This is a genomic window from Pseudomonas sp. nanlin1 (assembly GCF_045571515.1).
Classification (GTDB): Bacteria; Pseudomonadota; Gammaproteobacteria; order Pseudomonadales; family Pseudomonadaceae; genus Aquipseudomonas.
This window is the reverse complement of sequence record NZ_CP124218.1, coordinates 834,242-850,293: the sequence shown is the minus strand read 5'-3', so window position 1 is coordinate 850,293 and position 16,052 is coordinate 834,242. Positions and strand designations below refer to the sequence as shown.

At 58.4% G+C, this 16,052-nt stretch carries 14 protein-coding genes and 2 tRNA genes; all 16 read right to left on the bottom strand.

From position 1 onward, the window contains the following. The 16 genes from QCL65_RS03990 to rlmE all read right to left on the bottom strand — a co-directional run bounded on the left by QCL65_RS03990 (nucleotide 1) and on the right by rlmE (nucleotide 15,970). Nucleotides 1-354, bottom strand: coding sequence for a BON domain-containing protein (locus tag QCL65_RS03990; RefSeq protein WP_407315001.1), 354 nt, complete (start codon nucleotides 352-354; stop codon nucleotides 1-3). Nucleotides 355-631: 277 nt separating this feature from the next. Then, nucleotides 632-2,737, bottom strand: coding sequence for a polyribonucleotide nucleotidyltransferase (gene pnp, locus QCL65_RS03985; RefSeq protein WP_407315000.1), 2,106 nt, complete (start codon nucleotides 2,735-2,737; stop codon nucleotides 632-634). 243 nt (nucleotides 2,738-2,980) lie between these two features. Next, the gene (gene rpsO, locus QCL65_RS03980; RefSeq protein WP_407314999.1) at nucleotides 2,981-3,250 is read right to left on the bottom strand and encodes a 30S ribosomal protein S15; all 270 of its coding nucleotides are present in this window, start codon (nucleotides 3,248-3,250) and stop codon (nucleotides 2,981-2,983) included. A 152-nt stretch (nucleotides 3,251-3,402) separates the two neighbouring features. Continuing rightward, the gene (truB, locus tag QCL65_RS03975) at nucleotides 3,403-4,320 is read right to left on the bottom strand and encodes a tRNA pseudouridine(55) synthase TruB (protein ID WP_407314998.1); all 918 of its coding nucleotides are present in this window, start codon (nucleotides 4,318-4,320) and stop codon (nucleotides 3,403-3,405) included. Between the two features lie 7 nt (nucleotides 4,321-4,327). Further along, nucleotides 4,328-4,720, bottom strand: coding sequence for a 30S ribosome-binding factor RbfA (gene rbfA / locus QCL65_RS03970; protein WP_407314997.1), 393 nt, complete (start codon nucleotides 4,718-4,720; stop codon nucleotides 4,328-4,330). A gap of 111 nt (nucleotides 4,721-4,831) precedes the next feature. Then, the gene (infB, locus tag QCL65_RS03965; RefSeq protein WP_407314996.1) at nucleotides 4,832-7,351 is read right to left on the bottom strand and encodes a translation initiation factor IF-2; all 2,520 of its coding nucleotides are present in this window, start codon (nucleotides 7,349-7,351) and stop codon (nucleotides 4,832-4,834) included. A gap of 27 nt (nucleotides 7,352-7,378) precedes the next feature. Then, the gene (gene nusA, locus QCL65_RS03960) at nucleotides 7,379-8,860 is read right to left on the bottom strand and encodes a transcription termination factor NusA (RefSeq protein WP_407314995.1); all 1,482 of its coding nucleotides are present in this window, start codon (nucleotides 8,858-8,860) and stop codon (nucleotides 7,379-7,381) included. 59 nt (nucleotides 8,861-8,919) lie between these two features. Continuing rightward, entirely contained in the window at nucleotides 8,920-9,378 is a 459-nt protein-coding gene (gene rimP / locus QCL65_RS03955; RefSeq protein WP_407314994.1) for a ribosome maturation factor RimP, read from the bottom strand. A gap of 130 nt (nucleotides 9,379-9,508) precedes the next feature. After that, a tRNA-Met gene (locus QCL65_RS03950) sits at nucleotides 9,509-9,585 on the bottom strand. Between the two features lie 96 nt (nucleotides 9,586-9,681). Then, a tRNA-Leu gene (locus QCL65_RS03945) sits at nucleotides 9,682-9,767 on the bottom strand. 19 nt (nucleotides 9,768-9,786) lie between these two features. Then, the gene (gene secG / locus QCL65_RS03940) at nucleotides 9,787-10,170 is read right to left on the bottom strand and encodes a preprotein translocase subunit SecG (protein ID WP_407314993.1); all 384 of its coding nucleotides are present in this window, start codon (nucleotides 10,168-10,170) and stop codon (nucleotides 9,787-9,789) included. A 3-nt stretch (nucleotides 10,171-10,173) separates the two neighbouring features. Beyond that, nucleotides 10,174-10,929, bottom strand: a complete 756-nt coding sequence (gene tpiA, locus QCL65_RS03935; protein WP_407314992.1) for a triose-phosphate isomerase — start codon at nucleotides 10,927-10,929, stop codon at nucleotides 10,174-10,176. Between the two features lie 67 nt (nucleotides 10,930-10,996). Next, the gene (glmM, locus tag QCL65_RS03930; RefSeq protein ID WP_407314991.1) at nucleotides 10,997-12,337 is read right to left on the bottom strand and encodes a phosphoglucosamine mutase; all 1,341 of its coding nucleotides are present in this window, start codon (nucleotides 12,335-12,337) and stop codon (nucleotides 10,997-10,999) included. 19 nt (nucleotides 12,338-12,356) lie between these two features. Next, a complete protein-coding gene (folP, locus tag QCL65_RS03925; RefSeq protein ID WP_407314990.1) occupies nucleotides 12,357-13,208 on the bottom strand; it encodes a dihydropteroate synthase in 852 nt (283 codons plus the stop codon). Between the two features lie 8 nt (nucleotides 13,209-13,216). Beyond that, nucleotides 13,217-15,127, bottom strand: coding sequence for an ATP-dependent zinc metalloprotease FtsH (gene ftsH / locus QCL65_RS03920; RefSeq protein ID WP_407314989.1), 1,911 nt, complete (start codon nucleotides 15,125-15,127; stop codon nucleotides 13,217-13,219). A 213-nt stretch (nucleotides 15,128-15,340) separates the two neighbouring features. Then, nucleotides 15,341-15,970 carry a 23S rRNA (uridine(2552)-2'-O)-methyltransferase RlmE gene (gene rlmE / locus QCL65_RS03915; RefSeq protein WP_407314988.1) on the bottom strand — a complete coding sequence of 210 codons (630 nt, stop codon included), beginning with the start codon at nucleotides 15,968-15,970 and terminating at the stop codon, nucleotides 15,341-15,343. Nucleotides 15,971-16,052: the final 82 nt, after the last annotated feature.

The following is a 16,052-nucleotide window of genomic DNA, read 5'->3' as shown; positions in this document are numbered from 1 at the left end:
TTACTGAGCTTTCAGGCCGTCAGCAGAAACAGCTTTAACGCCTTTGATTTTCTTGGTGATCGCAACAGCGGTGGTTTTCTGTGCTTCGGTCACGGCGACCATCGAGGACAGGGAAACGACACCTTTGTTGGTCTCGACTTTGATGTCGGAACCAGGAATGCCTTTTTCGGTAACCAGGTCAGCTTTGACTTTGGTGGTGATCCAAGTATCGGAAACGTCTTCTTTAGCCTGAGTCACTTCACCGGCAGCCAACATCATCGGCGCGGTTTGGGTGGCTTGAGCAGCGAAAGCAGCGTTGGCCATGGTGAGGGTCAGAGCTGTAGCAGCAGCGGCAGCAATAGCGAACTTCTTCATACGAGTCACTCCTGTTTTTTGACGGATCTCTGCAACCCTTTACGATCTAGGTTGCAGGGTTAGCAAGGATATTGCAGTTGGCGTGCCAGCTTTTTGAATATTATTTTTCCTTTAGAATCATGTAGTTATAAATAAACCGTATAACTCGCCTCGTGCAAATTGCACGCCCTGCCCTCTGCCTGCGTGCAAGTTGCATGTTCGCAAAACTTTAACCACCCGTGCGGTAAATCCCAGGCATGAAAAAAGGGCCCGAAGGCCCTTTTTCAAACACCGGTATTTAAACGCCCGATGCTTCTGCTGCTGCCACGTCCTTGATGGAAAGCTTGATACGGCCGCGGTTATCCACGTCCAGTACCAATACCTTCACTTCTTGGCCTTCTTTCAGAATGTCGGTCACTTTTTCTACGCGCTGATCGCTCAGCATGGAGATGTGCACCAAGCCGTCTTTGCCAGGCAGGATGTTAACGAACGCGCCGAAGTCGACGATGCGCTCAACCTTGCCCACATAGATCTTGCCGATCTCAGCTTCTGCGGTGATACCCAGAACGCGCTGACGCGCTGCTTCTGCGGCATCTTTGGTCTCGCCGAAGATCTTGATCGAACCGTCATCTTCGATGTCGATGGACGCTTTGGTCTCTTCGCAGATGGCGCGGATGGTAGCGCCGCCCTTGCCGATGACGTCACGGATCTTGTCGGTGTCGATCTTCATCGCAATCATGGTCGGTGCGTTAGCCGATAGTTCGGTACGCGACTGGCCAATGATCTGGTTCATCTGCCCAAGGATGTTCAGGCGGGCTTCCAGGGCTTGGCCCAGGGCGATCTCCATGATCTCTTCGGTGATGCCGTTGATCTTGATGTCCATCTGCAACGCGGTGACGCCCTTGGCGGTACCGGCGACTTTGAAGTCCATGTCGCCCAGGTGATCTTCGTCACCCAGGATGTCAGTCAGAATGGCGAACTTCTCGCCTTCTTTGACCAGGCCCATGGCAATACCGGCCACCGGCGCCTTCATCGGCACACCCGCGTCCATCAGCGCCAGGGAAGCACCACACACCGAAGCCATGGAGCTGGAGCCGTTGGACTCGGTGATTTCCGAAACCACCCGGATGGTGTACGGGAACACATCTGCCGCAGGCAGCATCGCCTGTACGGAACGGCGGGCCAAACGGCCGTGACCGATTTCGCGACGGCCTGCACCGCCCATGCGGCCACACTCACCGACCGAGAACGGCGGGAAGTTGTAGTGCAGCATGAAGGGGTCTTTTTTCTCGCCTTCCAGGGTGTCCAGCAGTTGCGCGTCACGGGCGGTACCCAGCGTGGCCACAACCAGGGCCTGGGTTTCGCCACGGGTGAACAGAGCCGAACCGTGGGTCTTGGGCAGTACGCCAACTTCGATATTCAGTGGGCGCACAGTCTTGTTGTCACGGCCATCGATACGCGGCTTGCCGCTGACGATGTTCTCGCGCACGGTACGGTATTCGATCTCACCGAAGATCTCTTTGACTTCCGCAGCGCTAGGCTGACCTTCTTCACCGCAGAACTTGGCGATGACCTGATCGCGCAGCTCGCCCAGGCGCGTATAACGATCGGCCTTGTCGGTGATGGTATAGGCGGCGGAAACTGCAGCACCGAACTCGCCGCTGATAGCACTCAGCAGTGGAGTGTTCTCGGCCTTGGCGGTCCAGTTCCAGGTCGGCTTGGCAGCTTCAGCGGCCAGCTCTTTGACGGCGGTAATGACCGACTGGAATTCATCGTGGGCGAACAGCACAGCGCCGAGCATTTGGTCTTCAGTCAGTTCTTTGGCTTCAGACTCAACCATCAATACGGCATCGCTGGTACCCGCCACGACCATGTCCAGGCTCGAAGCGGCCAGTTGCTCGTAGGTGGGGTTCAGCAGGTAGCCGGTGCTTTCATGGAACGCCACGCGCGCAGCGCCGATCGGGCCGTCGAACGGGATACCCGAGATAGCCAAGGCCGCCGAGGTACCGATCATGGCCGCGATGTCCGGATCGGTCTTCTTGCTGGTGGAAACGACCGTGCAAACCACTTGCACTTCGTTCATGAAGCCTTCCGGGAACAGCGGGCGGATCGGGCGGTCGATCAAGCGCGAAGTCAGGGTTTCTTTTTCGGAAGGGCGGCCTTCACGCTTGAAGAAGCCACCGGGGATCTTGCCGGCTGCGTAGGTCTTTTCCTGGTAGTGCACAGACAACGGGAAGAACCCCTTGCCTGGATCGGCTTGCTTGGCACCGACCACGGTCACCAGTACGGTGACATCGTTGTCGACGGTGACCAGCACTGCGCCGGAAGCTTGACGAGCGATACGGCCCGTTTCGAGGGTAACGGTCGATTGACCGAACTGGAACGTTTTGATTACCGGGTTCACGGTTTCCTACCTTCTTTAATGGCTCTTGGGGGAACTGGTTTCTTGCGAAATTCTTGGGCAGAAAGGGGGTTCGGCCCCTTTGACCGTCCAGATAAAACTTGAGGCTGGAAGCCCGCCTTGCCCCAGCGAAACGCCGGAGCAAAACGAGCAACCAACCTCATTGATACGCCTGGCTGGCACGCCGGACGCCACACTGTTGCCGTGGCTGACGAACAAGCCAAGCACACCACGGTCAGGCCGCTATCAGCGACGCAGACCCAGACGACCGATCAGCGAGCTGTAACGGCTAACGTCTTTACCCTTCAGGTAATCCAGCAGCTTACGGCGCTGGTTAACCATACGGATCAGGCCACGACGGGAGTGGTGGTCTTTGCCGTTGGCCTTGAAGTGGCCTTGCAGCTTGTTGATGTTGGCGGTCAGCAGTGCAACTTGCACTTCTGGCGAACCAGTGTCACCAGCAGCTTGCTGATAATCACCAACGATTTGAGCTTTTTCTTCAACGCTGAGTGCCATGTGGGCTTCTCCATATCAAGGGGCCACGCGAATGGTCCCAACAGGCCAGGGACATCGATCCCTGTATTCAAAAGTGAGGAGTGACCATGCCTGTTAACAGCCATCCTCTTTACCTGCCGCGCAGGCCCGAAAGCCTTTGCCGCAGGTTTCGGTCATTCCGACCGAATCAATCGACGCGGCGCAATACGCCCGTCTTCGCTCACTTCACCGATACCGATGAAGCGACCGTTGTGATCCTGCACTCGCACCATGCCGAATTTCGGCGCTTCGGGTGCCCTGACCGGTTGCCCGTTCAGCCAATAAAACGAACTGTGCTCGGAGAACTGCAATAAAGGCCAGTCGAGCAAACCGCTGTCCGATGGCATGAGGAATTGATCAACTGCCTCATTCCCACCTTCGGCATGCACCCGTTCCAGCTCTTCGAGCGTCACCGTCTGGGCCAACTCAAAAGGCCCGGCGTGGGTGCGGCGCAGCTCTGCGACATAAGCGCCGCAGCCGAGTTGCTCGCCAATGTCCTCGACCAAGGTCCGAATATAGGTGCCTTTGGTACAGCCTACGGAGAGGCGCACCCGGGTCGCTTCACAGGCCAGCAATTCCAGGCGGTTGATTGTAACAGAACGCGCTTCACGCTCCACTACTTCCCCTGCGCGAGCCAACTTGTACAGGGGCTGCCCATCACGCTTGAGCGCCGAGTACATCGGCGGTATCTGGCTGATTTGCCCACGAAAATTGGGTAAAACCGCTTCGATATCGCTGCGACCAACGGTGACTTCGCGGGTCTGCAAAACTTCACCTTCCGCGTCGGCGGTGGTGGTGGTCTGCCCCAGTTGCATCACTGTCTCGTAGCCCTTGTCCGAGTCGAGCAGGTATTGGGAGAACTTGGTCGCCTCACCAAAGCACAACGGCAACACGCCTGTCGCCAAAGGGTCAAGGCTACCGGTGTGGCCGGCCTTCTCGGCATTGAGCAGCCAACGGACCTTCTGCAATGCGGCGTTGGAAGTGAAACCCAACGGCTTGTCGAGCAGGATAATGCCGCTGACGTTACGACGAATACGCTTGACCTGAGCCACCTGTGAATTACTCCTTGGGCTCAGTATCAGTCGGGTGCTGGCTGTCTTCAGCCACTGCACGTTCGATCAACGCCGACAGGTGGGCACCACGGGTCACACTCTCATCGTAGTGGAAGTGCAACTGCGGCACGCTGCGCAGCTTCATTTCTTTGGCCAATTGCATGCGCAAGAAGCCCGCGGCGTTATTCAACACCTTGATGCTTTGCGCGATGTCCTGGGCGGTATCTTCGCCCATGACCGTGATAAAAATCTTGGCGTGGCCAACATCGCGGCTGACTTCAACGGCCGTGATGGTCACCAGGCCCACACGCGGGTCTTTGACTTCACGACGAATCAGCTGCGCCAGTTCGCGCTGCATCTGATCGCCAATACGCTGGGTACGGCTGTATTCTTTTGCCATGTTTTGCTACCTGTAACTAAAGCGGCAAACGCCCGGCCAAGCGTGAGCCGGACCGGGCGTTGCGTTTAGAATACCGGCGGCGGGGCCGCCAGCATTCCTCAAGCTCGCATGTTAGAGCGTACGAGCCACTTGGACTTTTTCGAACACTTCGATCTTGTCGCCCACTTTGACGTCGTTGTAGCTCTTGACGCCAATACCGCATTCCATGCCGGCACGGACTTCAGACGCGTCGTCTTTGAAGCGACGCAGCGATTCCAGCTCGCCTTCGAAGATCACGATGTCTTCGCGCAGGACACGGATCGGACGGTTGCGGAAGACCACACCCTCGACCACCATGCAACCGGCGATAGCACCGAACTTAGGCGAACGGAACACGTCACGCACTTCGGCGATGCCCAGGATATTCTCGCGAACATCGCTGCCCAGCATACCGGTCAGGGCTTTCTTGACGTCTTCGATGATGTCGTAGATCACGTTGTAGTAACGCATATCCAGACCTTCCTGCTCGACGATCTTACGTGCGCCAGCATCGGCACGCACGTTGAAGCCGAACAGCACCGCAGTGGAGGCCAATGCCAGGTTAGCGTCGCTCTCGGTGATACCACCGACACCGCCGCCGACTACGCGCACTTGCACTTCGTCGTTGCCCAGGCCGTTCAAAGCGCCTTGCAAAGCTTCCAGCGAACCACGGACGTCCGATTTGAGGACGATGTTAAGCGTCTTCTTCTCTTCCTGGCCCATGTTCTCGAAGATGTTTTCCAGCTTGCCAGCGTGAGCACGGGCCAGCTTCACTTCGCGGAACTTGCCTTGACGGAACAGAGCCACTTCACGGGCTTTCTTCTCGTCGGCCACAACGCTCATCTCGTCGCCGGCGTCCGGGGTACCGTCCAGGCCGAGGATCTCGACCGGAATGGATGGGCCAGCTTCTTTGATTGGCTTGCCGTTCTCATCCAGCATGGCGCGCACGCGGCCATAGTTGGAGCCGACCAGCACCATGTCGCCTTGGCGCAGCGTACCGTCTTGTACCAGCACGGTAGCGACAGGGCCGCGGCCCTTGTCCAGACGCGATTCGACCACTACGCCACGGCCTGGGGCAGAAGGGGTAGCCTTCAGTTCCAGTACTTCGGCTTGCAGCAAGACGGCTTCGAGCAAGTCATCGACGCCAGTACCCATCTTCGCCGAGACCGAAACGAATGGAGTGTCGCCACCCCACTCTTCCGAGGTCACGCCGTGCACGGACAGCTCGCTACGGATGCGATCGAGGTCAGCACCTGGCTTGTCGATCTTGTTGACCGCGACCACTAACGGAACGCCAGCTGCCTTGGCATGCTGCACCGCTTCGATGGTCTGCGGCATGACGCCGTCGTCCGCCGCAACCACCAGGATCACGATATCAGTCGCCTTGGCACCACGAGCACGCATCGCGGTAAACGCGGCGTGACCCGGGGTGTCGAGGAAAGTCACCATGCCACGCTCGGTTTCAACGTGGTAAGCACCGATGTGCTGGGTGATACCACCGGCTTCGCCAGCGGCTACCTTGGCACGACGGATGTAGTCGAGCAGCGAGGTCTTACCGTGGTCAACGTGACCCATGACGGTCACGACCGGTGCACGGGCGAACGCTTCACCTTCGAACTTCAGCGATTCGGCCAGGGAATCTTCCAGGGCGGTATCGCTGACCAGGGTCACTTTGTGGCCCAGTTCTTCAGCGACCAGCTGGGCAGTTTCCTGATCCAGTACCTGGTTGATGGTGGCCGGGGTGCCCAGCTTGAACATGAACTTGATGACTTCAGCCGCCTTGACCGACATCTGTGCGGCCAACTCGCCGACAGTGATGGTCTCGCCGATCGACACGTCGCGCACCACAGGGCCGGTAGGGCTCTGGAAACCGTGGGCGTTGCGTTTTTTCAGCTTGGACTTGCCACGGCCACCGCGACGGAAGCTATCGCTTTCTTCATCGGTAGTACGTGGAGCGGCACGCGGCGTCGGAGCCTTTTCTTTAACAGTGGCCCGATGCGGCTGGTTCTTGCGGTCGCCATCGCGACGCACATCTTCGTTGCGCGGTTTGTCCGGGCGACGTGGCTCTTCTTTCTTGCGCTCAGCAACCGGCGCTGGCGCAACGGCTGCCAGGTCGATATTCGGTGCCGATACCGCGGGTGCGGCCGCAGGCTCGCTGGGAGCGGCTGCAGGCGCAGGCGCCGCCACTGCTTCAGCAGCAGCTGGCTTGGCCGATGCCGCTTCGCTGCGCGCACGGCTTTCTTCTTCAGCCTTCTGGCGCGCTGCGTTTTCAGCCGCACGACGCTCTTCGAGCTCACGCTTCTGCTCAGCCTGAATTTCTTCAGGGCTGCGCTGTACGAAGACTTTCTTCTTACGTACTTCTACGCTGATGCTCTTGCTACCTGCCACACGCAGGGTGCTTGTGGTCTTACGCTGCAAGGTAATCTTGCGCGGTTCTTCCACTTTAGCCTTGTGGCTGCTTTTCAAATGAGCCAGCAGAGCCTGCTTCTCATTATCGGTCACAACTTGTCCGGCGTCGGTGTGCGGCAGACCTGCCTCACGCATCTGCTGTAACAGGCGCTCTACCGGTGCGGCGACCTCTTGGGCCAATTCTTTCACCGTGACTTGCGTCATGCACTTCTCTCCTCAGGCCGCATCTACTTACTCGAACCAGTGGGCTCGGGCGGCCATGATCAACTTGCCGGCACGATCTTGGTCGATGCCGTCGATGTCGAGCAGATCGTCAATTGACTGCTCGGCCAGGTCTTCGCGGGTAATTACGCCGCGCACCGCCAGTTCCATCGCCAAATCCTTGTCCATACCCTCAAGCGAGAGCAGGTCTTCGGCCGGATGGGCGTCTGCCAGCTTTTCCTCAGTAGCGATGGCTTTGGTCAACAGTCGATCCTTGGCACGAGCACGAAGCTCGTTGACAATATCTTCGTCAAAGCCGTCGATGTTGAGCATTTCTTCCAACGGTACGTAGGCAATCTCTTCCAGGCTGGTGAAGCCTTCGTCTACCAGTACTTGCGCGAGTTCTTCGTCGACTTCCAGTTCGTCGATGAAATTGCGCAGAATATCGCCGGTCTCCGCTTGCTGCTTAGCCTGAATGTCAGATTCGGTCATCACGTTCAGGGTCCAGCCAGTCAACTGGCTAGCCAGGCGTACGTTCTGCCCCCCACGACCGATGGCTTGCGCCAAATTATCAGCGCCGACGGCGATGTCCATGGCGTGGGCATCCTCGTCAACGATGATCGCCGCTACTTCAGCCGGGGACATGGCATTGATCACGAACTGCGCCGGGTTGTCGTCCCACAGGACGATGTCGACGCGCTCGCCGCCGAGTTCACCCGATACGGCCTGAACTCGCGAACCACGCATGCCGATACAGGCGCCTTGCGGGTCGATACGCTTGTCCTTCGAGCGAACGGCAATTTTGGCGCGCGAACCCGGGTCACGGGAAGCGGCCATGACCTCGATCAGGCCTTCAGCGATTTCCGGCACTTCGATGCGGAACAACTCGATCAGCATTTCCGGCGCAGTACGCGACAGGATCAGCTGAGGACCACGGTTCTCAGTGCGGATTTCCTTGAGCAGTGCACGCAAACGCACACCGACCCGGAAAGTTTCGCGCGAAATGATGTCTTCACGCGCCAGCAACGCTTCAGCATTGTTACCCAGGTCAACGATGACGTTGTCGCGGGTAACTTTCTTCACGGTACCGGAAATGATTTCGCCGAGACGTTCACGGTAAGCGTCCACGACTTGAGCGCGCTCAGCTTCACGCACCTTTTGCACGATGACTTGCTTGGCTGTTTGCGCCGCGATACGACCGAACTCGATGGAGTCGATCTTCTCTTCGATGACATCGCCCACTTTAGCTTCAGGGTGATCGATGTTGACCTTGCTCGGCCATGTTTCGATGGCCGGATCGTCGAGGTCGTCTTCTTCAACAACGGTCCAGCGACGGAATGTCTCATAGGCACCGGTGTGGCGGTTGATTTCCACACGCAGGTCCACTTCGTCTTCGAAGCGTTTTTTAGTTGCGGTCGCCAGAGCAATCTCCAGCGCCTCAAATATCACGCCGGCCGGTACGCCCTTTTCATTGGATACCGATTCAACAACCAGCAGTACTTCTTTGCTCATCGTACGCCTCGCCTTTCGCAAGCCATTGGATCCGCTATAAGGGCGGTATCCGGCACGTCTCAGTCAAAACTGGGAATTATGTTGGCCTTGTCGATCGAATCGATCGGCAGCAGAAATTCGTGTTCATCCATCTGAACAACGATGTCTTGCTCCTCCACACCGCGGAGAAGGCCCTGAAAGTTGCGCCGCCCTTCAAACGGGGCGCGCAGCTTTATCTTCACTTGTGCTCCGGCGTACGCAGCAAACTGTTCGATAGTGAACAGCGGGCGTTCCATGCCAGGAGAAGAAACTTCGAGGGTGTATTCGGAGCTGATAGGATCTTCAACGTCCAAAATGCCGCTGATTTGGCGACTGACAATGGCGCAGTCATCCACCAGCACACCGCCCTCTTTGTCGATATAAACACGCAACAGTGAATGGCGACCCTGAGCCGAAAACTCAATACCCCAGCATTCATAGCCTAGGGCCACGACCACCGGGGCCAACAAGGCCTGCAACTGTTCTAGCTTGCTCGACACCTGAACCCCCTCGTGCATGCTATGCAAATAAAAAATGGGCAAAGCGCCCATCCCTGAATCGCCGTTGAATACCGGCGCTATGAACTGTCCAGCTAACAAAAAGCCCCTTGAAAAGGGGCTCCGCTAAAACTGGTTGCGGGAGCTGGATTTGAACCAACGACCTTCGGGTTATGAGCCCGACGAGCTACCAGACTGCTCCATCCCGCGACAAAGCTGGGGCGAAAGTATACGACCGAACCCTTACCGGGTCAATCCAAACGCCACCGACAAGAAAGCCCGCAACTGCGGGCTCTCTTGTTTAATTGGTACCGAGAAGGGGACTCGAACCCCTACACCCTATGGGCACAACCACCTCAAGGTTGCGTGTCTACCAATTCCACCACCTCGGCAATACAACTTTGAAACCTGTTACTTCTGCTCTTGAGCGGCCGGCACGTCAGTGGAGTTCACTTCAGCCTTTTGCCCTTCGAGCACCGGAACATCATCTGCTGCCGGCTTCTGCCTTGGCGCTTCAATCACCGCTGGATCTGGCAACCCTACTTGAGTCAGCTCTTGAGCTTTCTCTTTAGCAAAGTAACCTAACCCTAGGCTGGTTATGAAGAAACCTGCGGCAAGTATAGCAGTAAACTTACTCAGAAAGGTAGAGGAACCTTGGCTTCCGAAGACAGTATTTGATGCGCCTGCCCCGAATGACGCGCCAGCGTCCGCACCTTTACCCTGCTGCAGCAAAACCAAGGCGACGACGCCCAGGGCACCCAGCAGATGAAAAACGACGATTACTTTTTCCAGCATTTCTCAGTTTCCCGCGGCGCGACAGATCGCACCGAACTCATCTGCATTGAGGGAGGCTCCACCAATGAGCCCACCATCGATATCCGGCATGCCGAACAGTTCGACCGCATTGGCCGCCTTGACGCTGCCGCCGTACAGAAGCCGCACAGCTTGTGCGACATCAGCATCTTCTGCCTGCAGCTGAGCCCGGATGGCGGCGTGCACATCTTGGGCCTGCTGAGGCGTTGCTGTCAGCCCGGTACCGATGGCCCATACAGGCTCATAGGCGATGACCGCGTTGACGAAAGCTTTGATACCCAGCGCTTCGATCACGCTGCCCAACTGGTGCCCGACCACTTCGAGGGTCTTGCCCGCTTCACGCTCTTCAAGGGTCTCGCCGACGCACAGGACTGGGGTTAACCCCCCTTCTTGCGCGGCGGTGAACTTGGCGATCAGCGCTGCATCGGTTTCACCGATGATCTGGCGCCGCTCGGAGTGCCCAACCAGCACCAATGTGCAACCGGCATCCTGCAACTGTGTGGAAGCCAGTTCACCGGTTAGCGCACCTTGCTTGGATTGCACTGCGGCATTCTGCGCGCCGACCGCCACCGGCAGCCCTTGCAGGCCATCGATGACTTGGCCGATGTACAAGCTTGGCGGAAACACCGCCACATCGACCCCTGTAGGCAACGACAGGGCACGCAGACCAACGATCAGCTCTGCGACACTGGCGCGGGTACCGTGCATTTTCCAGTTACCAGCTACCATAGTGCGACGCATGGGCTATACCTCGTCGGTCAAAGTGGGCGCAGATGTTACCCAACCGTGGGAAGGCTGGCAAGCCGATTCAGGCGCAAACTTCGGTAACCAGTTTCGCCAGCTCGTCGGCATGACCCCGGACCGCAGCTTCTTCGTCACCCTCGACCATCACCCGCACCAAAGGCTCGGTGCCTGACTTGCGCAACAAGACCCGGCCCCGCCCGCCCATGGCCTGGGTAACCCGCTCACAGGCTTCCAACACCGCAGGGTGCTGCACGGGGTCGACGTCTCCGCCGGCGAAGCGCACGTTGACCAGCACCTGCGGGCATTTACGCAGGGCATGGCGGGCCTGGGCCAGGGTTTCGTTGCGGCGCTTGAGCGCCAACAACACCTGCAGCGCGGCGATAATCGCATCGCCCGTGGTGGTGTGCTGACAGCAGACAATGTGGCCGGAGTTTTCACCCCCCAAGTGCCAGTCGCGGGCTTGCAGCTCTGCCATGACGTAGCGGTCGCCGACATTGGCCCGCACGAACGGCACGCCCAGGTCCGCCAGGGCCAGCTCCAGCCCCAGGTTACTCATCAGCGTACCCACTACACCACCGTGCAGCTTGCCGCGCTCCTGCAGGTCGCGAGCGATGATGAACAGCAACTCATCGCCATCGACGATGGCCCCGGTATGGTCAACCATCAGTACGCGGTCGCCATCGCCGTCGAAAGCGATACCCAGGTCAGCATGCCCAACCAGCACGGCAGCCTGTAACGCCTGCATATGGGTAGAGCCGCAATTGTCGTTGATATTCAGCCCATCGGGCTGGGCAGACAGCACGGTGACCTGCGCGCCCAATTCGCGAAATACGTTGGGGGCAACTTTATAGGTGGCGCCGTGGGCGCAGTCGACCACTAGTTTGAGCCCAGCAAAGTCGGTACTGGAGGGCACGCTGCTCTTGCAGAATTCGATATAGCGCCCGGCCGCATCGTTGATGCGCGACACCTTGCCCAGCTTGCTGGACTCGGCGACGGTCATCGGCGCGTCGAGCAATTCTTCGATCATCGACTCGACTTCATCGGGCAGCTTGGTGCCCTGCCCCGAGAAAAACTTGATGCCGTTGTCATCGTGAGGGTTATGCGAGGCGCTGATGACGATACCTGCCTCTGCATGAAAGGTGCGGGTCAGATAAGCGATAGCCGGGGTTGGCATGGGCCCTAGCAGCATCACGTCTGCCCCGGCGGCGGAAAGTCCGGCCTCTAGGGCAGACTCAAACATGTAGCCGGAGATACGCGTATCCTTGCCCACCAGCACCCGACAAGCGCCCATCCGGCGGAAAGCCATACCGGCGGCCCAGCCCAGTTTCAGCATGAATTCGGGGGTGATGGGGTACTCACCAACACGCCCACGAATGCCGTCGGTACCAAAATATTTCCTGCTCATAACCAATGCTCCGTAATTCTTATTCGGCGGCTTCAACCGCAGCGATCATGCGCACCACATCGACCGTCTCGGCGACATCGTGGACGCGCAAAATGCGGGCGCCGTTGCTGACCGCGAGCGCGGCTAGGGCCAGGCTGCCATACAGACGCTCGCCCACTGGCTTGCCCAAGGCAAGGCCCACCATGCTTTTACGCGAGACCCCCACCAACAGCGGCAAGCCCAGCGCGTGCAGGGCAGGCAAGTGCTTGAACAAGCTCAAGTTGTGCTCGTGGGTTTTGGCGAAGCCAAAGCCGGGGTCGAGGATTATACGCTCTGCCGGGATCCCTGCACTGGCGCAGGCCTGGATACGTTGCTCGAGAAAGCTACACACCTCGGCGACCAGGTCGTCGTAGTGCGGCGCATCCTGCATGGTCCCCGGCTCACCCAACATATGCATCAGGCACACCGGCAAACCGGTATCGGCTGCCGCATCCAACGCCCCGTCACGGCGTAGGGCGCGCACGTCGTTGATCAGCCCGGCGCCCAGGCGCGCACTTTCACGCATGACAGCAGGGGTAGAAGTGTCGACCGAGATAATGACGTCCAACTCCCGCGCCACGGCCTCGACCACAGGGGCCACCCTTTCCAGCTCTTCTAGCGCAGACACCACGCGCGCGCCTGGCCGTGTGGACTCGCCGCCAATGTCGATCAGCGTAGCGCCAGCCGCCACCATGCGCGCCGCATGACGCAGCGCTTCATCGCGCTGAGCGAAGCGCCCACCGTCAGAGAAAGAATCAGGGGTGACATTCAGAATACCCATGACATGGGTATGGGATAAATCAAGAACCCGGTTGCCGCAAGGCAACCGGGTGGGGTATTGCTGCAAAATCATGAGCGACCTTAGAGTTGAGCTGCAGGACCGCCGATCGGGCTCTCCGGGCGCTCATCGGCAGGAACCGGCGTACCACCGCTGGTGCCTGACCCCCCTTCCCAATCACGGGGCTCACGCGGCGTACGGCCAGCCATGATGTCGTCGATCTGATCGGCATCGATGGTCTCGTACTTCATCAAGGCATCTGCCATGGCGTCGAGCTTGTCACGGTTGTCCGTGAGGATCTGCTTAGCCGCGCCATAGCAGTGGTCGATGATGCTGCGTACTTCTGAGTCGATCAGCTTGGCAGTCTCGCCCGATACGCCAGAAGCCTGCGCACCGCCGCCACGGCCCAGGTATCCCTGGTCTTCGTCTTCGGCGTACAGCAAAGGCCCAAGCTTCTCGGACAAGCCCCACTTGGTCACCATGTTCCGCGCCAGCTGGCTGGCCCGCATGATGTCATTGGAAGCGCCGGTGGTGACACCGTCGAAGCCCAACGTCATCTCTTCGGCGATACGGCCGCCATACAGGGAGCAGATCTGGCTGATCAGCGCGCGCTTGGACAGGCTATAGCGATCTTCTTCAGGCAGGAACATGGTCACACCCAACGCGCGACCGCGCGGGATGATCGACACCTTGTAGACCGGATCGTGCTCAGGCACGACACGACCGACAATCGCATGGCCTGCTTCGTGATAAGCGGTGTTCTGCTTCTCTTTTTCCGACATGACCATGGTTTTGCGCTCAGCGCCCATCATGATCTTGTCTTTAGCCAGCTCGAACTCTTTCATGCTGACCAGACGCTTACCATTACGAGCGGCGAACAGCGAGGCCTCGTTGACCAGGTTGGCCAAGTCGGCACCAGAGAAGCCTGGCGTACCACGAGCGATCACGGCAGCGTTGACGTCATCCCCCAGTGGCGCTTTTTTCATGTGAACCTTGAGGATCTGCTCGCGACCGCGAATATCCGGCAGACCAACCACTACCTGGCGGTCGAAACGGCCCGGACGCAGAAGCGCGGGGTCGAGCACGTCAGGGCGGTTAGTGGCGGCGATCACGATGATGCCATCGTTCATTTCAAAGCCGTCCATCTCTACCAGCAACTGGTTGAGGGTCTGCTCACGTTCATCGTGACCACCGCCCATGCCAGCACCGCGATGACGACCGACGGCGTCGATCTCGTCGATGAAGATGATGCAAGGTGCGTGCTTTTTCGCTTGTTCGAACATGTCCCGTACACGGCTTGCGCCCACACCAACGAACATCTCGACAAAGTCGGAACCGGAAATAGTGAAGAACGGCACCTTGGCTTCGCCCGCAATGGCCTTGGCCAGCAGGGTTTTACCGGTACCTGGCGGGCCAACCATCAGCACACCGCGGGGAATGCGGCCGCCCAGACGCTGGAACTTGCCCGGGTCGCGCAGGAACTCGACCAGCTCACCCACTTCCTCTTTGGCTTCGTCGCAACCGGCGACGTCGGCCAAGGTGGTTTTGACCTGGTCTTCGGAGAGCAGGCGTGCCTTGCTCTTGCCGAAGCTCATGGGCCCACCCTTGCCGCCGGCACCGCCCTGCATCTGGCGCATGAAGAACATGAACACCGCGATGATCACCAGGATCGGGAAGCTAGCGACCAGCAGTTGAGTCCAGATGCTCTGCTGCTCAGGCTGCTTGCCTTCGACCACGACGTTGTTGTTGACCAGGTCGCCGATCAGGCCATTGTCTTGAATGGCCGGGCGGATCGTTTTAAAGGAGTCGCCATCGCTGCGTTTGCCGGTGATGACGTAGCCGTCGACCGCCACGCGCTCGACCTTGCCGTCCTTCACCTGCTGGATGAAGTCGGAATAGTTGAGGGTTTGCGGTTCATTCGGGCTCGAGAAGTTGTTCATCACGGTCACCAGGACCGCAGCGATGATCAACCACAGGATCAGATTCTTTGCCATATCGTTCAATTCGCTACCCTCTGAAGCCTGCTACCCGCAACCCGCGCAGGCGTGCTTCGCATGATTTTCACCGGCTAAAGTTACTACATAACCTACACATCTGCAGGCGTCGTCTGTAACCCTTTGTGAAACTTTTGACCGTTCCATGTTCAATTAAGCTCGGCAGACCCGGCTATTTAAAAAAACCTATCGCCTACCGAGAAACTCGCCGGCCTATTGCTGCTCGCCGCGAAAGCCCCTGCCTAGCAGGTACTGCTCCCGCGAACGGTCTCGCGAAGAAGACGGTTTGCGCATCTGGACCTTGTCGAACTTCTGCCGAACGGTCTTGTGATACGCGTCGAAACCTTCACCCTGGAACACTTTGATCAAGAAATCACCGCCTGGGCGTAACACCCGGGTGGCCAGATCGAGGGCCAATTCACACAGGAACATTGCCCGCGGCATGTCCACCGCGCTCAATCCACTCATATTGGGGGCCATGTCGGAAATCACAAGGTCAACCTGCGAATTGCCTACTGCTTCGAGGATTTGGGCAAGCACGGCATCCTCGGTAAAATCACCCTGAATGAAGGTCACATCAGGAATGCTGTCCATTTCCAGAATATCGGATGCGATCAGTCGGCCTTGCCCGCCGATCAGACGGCTGGTGACCTGCGACCAACCACCCGGCGCAGCGCCCAGGTCGATGACACTCATGCCCGGCCGGATAAGGCGGTCTTTCTCTTGAATTTCCAATAGCTTGTAGCTAGCACGCGAACGGTAGCCGTCCTTCTGCGCCATCTTGACGTAAGGGTCGTTGAAGTGTTCTTTCAGCCAATTATGGCTTGTTTTGGAACGGGCCACGGGGTACCTCGAATAACGGGTCGTGATTAACTGGGCGCAGCCTTGGGCGCTCGGGTAAACTGGCCGCCGCTTTTTACAAGTT